This is a genomic window from Marinobacter sp. UBA5687 (assembly GCF_002420325.1).
GTDB lineage: Bacteria > Pseudomonadota > Gammaproteobacteria > Pseudomonadales > Oleiphilaceae > Marinobacter > Marinobacter nauticus.
In genome coordinates, this window is sequence record NZ_DIHV01000104.1 from 1 (window position 1) to 4,455 (window position 4,455).

The 4,455-nt window shown below is 58.3% G+C and carries 4 protein-coding genes; all 4 read left to right on the top strand.

Annotated features, from left to right (window positions below; genetic code table 11):
* Positions 1-1,069: histidine--tRNA ligase (gene hisS / locus B3Y70_RS10845; RefSeq protein ID WP_288589788.1), on the top strand; the 1,069-nt coding region annotated here is incomplete at its 5' end.
* 47 nt (positions 1,070-1,116) lie between these two features.
* Entirely contained in the window at positions 1,117-1,770 is a 654-nt protein-coding gene (locus tag B3Y70_RS10850) for a YfgM family protein (protein WP_286894333.1), read from the top strand.
* Complete coding sequence (bamB, locus tag B3Y70_RS10855) at positions 1,770-2,939, top strand: outer membrane protein assembly factor BamB (RefSeq protein WP_286894332.1); 1,170 nt, start codon at positions 1,770-1,772, stop codon at positions 2,937-2,939. Before B3Y70_RS10850 ends, bamB begins: the two co-directional genes overlap by 1 nt.
* 80 nt (positions 2,940-3,019) lie before the next feature.
* On the top strand, positions 3,020-4,441 hold the full coding sequence (der, locus tag B3Y70_RS10860) for a ribosome biogenesis GTPase Der (protein ID WP_022992486.1): 1,422 nt from the start codon (positions 3,020-3,022) through the stop codon (positions 4,439-4,441).
* Positions 4,442-4,455 lie beyond the last annotated feature (14 nt).

The following is a 4,455-nucleotide window of genomic DNA, read 5'->3' on the forward strand; positions in this document are numbered from 1 at the left end:
TGAAGACCGCAACGGCGATAGCCTCACCCTGCGGCCCGAAGGTACGGCCGGGTGCGTGCGTGCAGCGGAAGAGCATGGGCTGCTTTTTAATCAGACCCGACGGCTGTGGTACACCGGTCCGATGTTCCGGCATGAGCGGCCACAGAAAGGCCGTTACCGCCAGTTCCATCAGATTGGTGTGGAATGCTTCGGTATGGCCGGTCCTGACATCGACGCCGAGCTGTTGATCCTCACCGCACGCTTATGGAATGCCTTCGGGTTGTCCGACCATGCCAGGCTCGAGATTAATTCCATCGGTACCAGCGAATCCCGAAAGGTCTACCGTCAGGCCCTGGTTGCTTATCTGGAGCAATATCAGGATAAGCTCGACGATGACAGCAAGCGCCGGTTAACCACCAACCCTTTGCGGATACTGGACAGCAAGGACCCGGCCACGCGGGAAATTCTGCAGGGCGCACCGAGCCTGGACGACTATCTGGATGATGAATCGCGCCAGCATTTCGAGCAACTGAAAGCGATGCTGGATGCCGCAGGCATTGCCTATACGGTAAACCCGGCCCTGGTGCGTGGGCTGGACTATTACGGCAAAACCGTGTTCGAGTGGATCACCGACAGCCTGGGGGCTCAGGGCACGATCTGTGCCGGTGGCCGTTACGACGGACTGGTGGAGCAGCTTGGTGGCAAGCCCACGGTAGCGGTGGGTTTCGCCATGGGGCTCGAGCGGTTGATTCTGTTGCTGGAGACCCTGGAACTGGTCCCCGGGCATGTGAACAATCAGGCCGATATCTACGTCACAGCCATGGGTGACCAGGCGGTAGCCCCGGCGATGGCGTTGGCAGAAACGCTACGAAATGAATTGCCGGGCCGGATTGTGGTGTCACACTGCGGTGGCGGCAGTTTCAAGAGCCAGATGAAGAAAGCAGATCGCAGCGGCGCACGCTTTGCGGTGATTCTGGGCGAAAACGAAATCGCCCAGGGCACGGCGGGGCTCAAGCCGTTACGTGACGATCAGCCCCAACAAGAAATCGCTCAGGCAGACCTGGCAGGCGTTCTCGCCGGTTTGTTGTAAGCAGGGTCTATATAAACAGGCAGTTTTAACGAATAACAGGAGTTTTCATGGCGGAGTTGCGCACCGAAGAAGAACAGGTCCAGGCAATCAAGGACTGGTGGAAAAATAACGGAAGCTCGCTGCTCATCGGTATTGGTGCGGCTCTGGCCATCGTCTTTGGATGGCAGGCCTGGCAGAACCATCAGGCGCAACAACGCGCCGAAGCCGCTAATCAGTTTGCCAACCTGCTGAACGCGTTCTCCTCTGCAGATGAAGAGTCGGCCGACACTGTAGGTTTTGTGGCGGAGACACTGAGAGATGAACACGGCGACAGCGCCTACGCCATCTATGGCAACCTGGTTCTGGCACGGCAGCAGATGGTTGAGGGTGAGGATCCCGCGGCCGCTGTTAAAACATTGAACTGGGCGCTGGAAAAAGCGGCCGGTCACCCGGCTCTGGAGCTAGTGATTCGTAATCGTCTTGCCCGGGCCCAGTTTGCCGCTGGCGAACACGATGCCGCGCTTGCCACTCTGGACAACGCCACGGACGCCGACGCCTTCGCGGCCATCTTCTCCGAGTTGAAAGGCGATGTTCTGTTGGCCAAGGGCGATCGGGACGGTGCGCGCGAGGCGTATCTGGCGGCACGAGAGCAGAGCCAGCAGGGCCGTAGCGGCATTCTTGAACTGAAACTGTCAGACCTCGGTGTCGGGGAGGACGCTTGATGTTCGTTGGGCGCACGCTCAAGGTCGGGCTTGGCTCGGTGTTTTGTGGTCTGTTGGTCGGAATCGCCGGGTGCAGCAGTATAGACACCTTTGAGCAACCCGCTCCTGTGCCTGAAATCAGCGAAACTGTTGAACTGGACACCGTATGGAGCATGTCCGTTGGTGACGGCCATGACGATCAGTTGCTTCAGATCGCGCCTCTTTACGCCGGCGACCTGATTTACGCGGCTTCCGCTGACGGGGTTGTTACGACGGTCAGGGCGGCGGACGGCGAGGTTATCTGGCAGAAAGACTACGATGAGCAGTTCTTTGCCGGCCCGGGCGCTGATGCCCGGCACCTCTATATGGTCACCCGGGATGCTGAGCTGGTGGCTCTGTCATCGGAGGACGGTACCGAGGCCTGGCGGGTACCTCTGCCCACCGAGGTTCTGGCGGCGCCTCAATCCAACGGTAACCTAGTGGTTGTGCAAACCACCGATGGCCGTGTGATTGCCCACGACGCAGCGAAGGGTGAGCGCCGCTGGCAATATGAGGCTCAAGTGCCGGTACTGACCGTGCGCACCGCAGCCGCACCTTTGGTGGGCGGAGATATTGTGATCTCCTCGTTTGCCAACGGTCGCGTGATTGCACTTACCGCCGCGGACGGGCAGCCAGTGTGGCAGTATGAGGTCGGTCAGTCCCAGGGTCGTACCGAACTGGAACGCCTGGTGGATATCGGCGGTCAGCCGCTGGTTCTGGATTCTGCCATTATGGTCGTCGGTTATCAGGGTAAGCTGGCGCTGGTAGATATTCGTTCCGGGCAGGAAATCTGGAGCCGTCGGGCATCAAGCTTCTACTCGCCCGCGATTGGTAACGGCAATATCTTTCTGTCATCCGCCAACGGCGATATCGTAGCGCTCCGTGGCAGCGACCGGCGTGAGCTCTGGGTTCAGGATAGCCTGTCCTGGCGCCAGCTGACACGTCCGGCTGTTTCCGGTGATTACCTCGTGGTGGGCGACTTTGAAGGCTATCTGCATGTACTGTCGACCGTCGATGGCAGTCTGCAGGGTCAACGTGAGTTCGATAGTGACGGTATCCGCGTACCGGTTCAGGTGATCGAAGATGGTAACCTGTTGGTTTATGGAAATGGCGGAAAGATGGCCGTCCTGAGAATTGAGCAGGACGACTGAGCACGCCCCGATACGTTTATGCCCGGCCCAGGCTTTAGCCTGCGATGCCGGGTTTCTGGTTTCTTGAATAGCAGATCAATATGACCCCAGTTATCGCCCTTGTAGGCCGCCCCAACGTTGGTAAGTCCACGTTGTTTAACCAGATGACCCGCTCAAGGGATGCCCTTGTGGCGGACTTTCCCGGGCTGACCCGGGACCGCAAATACGGTGAGGGCAACTACGAAGGCCAGAAGTTCATCGTTATCGATACCGGCGGCCTGACCGGCGATGAAGCCGGTATCGACGCCGAAATGGCTCGCCAGTCAATGCAGGCCGTAGAAGAAGCGGACATTGTGCTGTTTCTTGTGGACGGTCGGGCAGGGCTGACGGCAGGCGATGAAATGATCGCGGATTATCTGCGCAAATCGGGCAAACAGGCTCATCTGGTGGTTAACAAGACCGATGGCCAGGATCCGGACGTGGCGGCAGCGGACTTCTACAGCCTGGGGTTCGAGTCCACGTTTCTGATTGCGGCGGCCCATAACCGTGGCATTCTGTCTTTGCTGGAAGCGCTGCTGCCGGAACCGGAAAATCCGGAAGATCAGGATCGGGCAGATCGCTACCCGGGCATCCGGATTGGTGTGGTGGGGCGGCCGAATGTGGGCAAGTCTACTTTGGTTAATCGCATGCTCGGTGAAGACCGGGTGGTGGTGTATGACATGCCGGGCACTACCCGTGACAGCGTATACATTCCCTATGAGCGCCAGGGCCATGAGTATACCTTGATTGACACTGCCGGGGTTCGTCGCCGAAAAAATGTTCGCGAGGCGGTGGAGAAGTTCTCCATTATCAAGACACTGCAGGCGATTGATGATGCCCATGTCGTGATTCTGGTAATCGATGCCCGGGAGGGGCTGGTAGACCAGGATCTGCACCTGATCGGGTTTGTACTGGATGCGGGCCGCTCACTGGTGATCGCCATCAACAAATGGGACGGCATGGATCCGGAAGACCGTGAACGGGTAAAAGAGCAGGTAGCCAGGCGCCTGGATTTCCTGGATTACGCGGACAAGTATTATATCTCGGCACTGCACGGCACGGGCGTGGGAACCATGTATGAGTCGGTCCAGGCCTGCTATGAATCCGCGATGTCAAAGTGGCCAACCAACCGGTTGACTGCAATCCTTCAGGATGCCGTTGCTCAACACCAACCGCCGATGGTTCATGGTCGCCGCATCAAGCTGCGATACGCTCACCAGGGTGGCTCCAACCCGCCGGTTGTGGTGGTGCATGGTAATCAGGTGGATTCACTGCCCGGTGCTTACAAGCGTTACCTTGAAAACACCTTCAGAAAGGTGCTGAAAGTCGTAGGCGCGCCGATACGGTTTGAATTCAAGTCAGGCGAGAACCCCTTTGCAACCAAGGTCGACCGTCTGACGCCTCGGCAAAAGGTCAAGAAGGACAACGACCTGAAGAAAGGCCGTCGGATCAAGAAGACCCGGCAGAAAAGCGTTAAACGCTGATCTGCCGGGGCTAG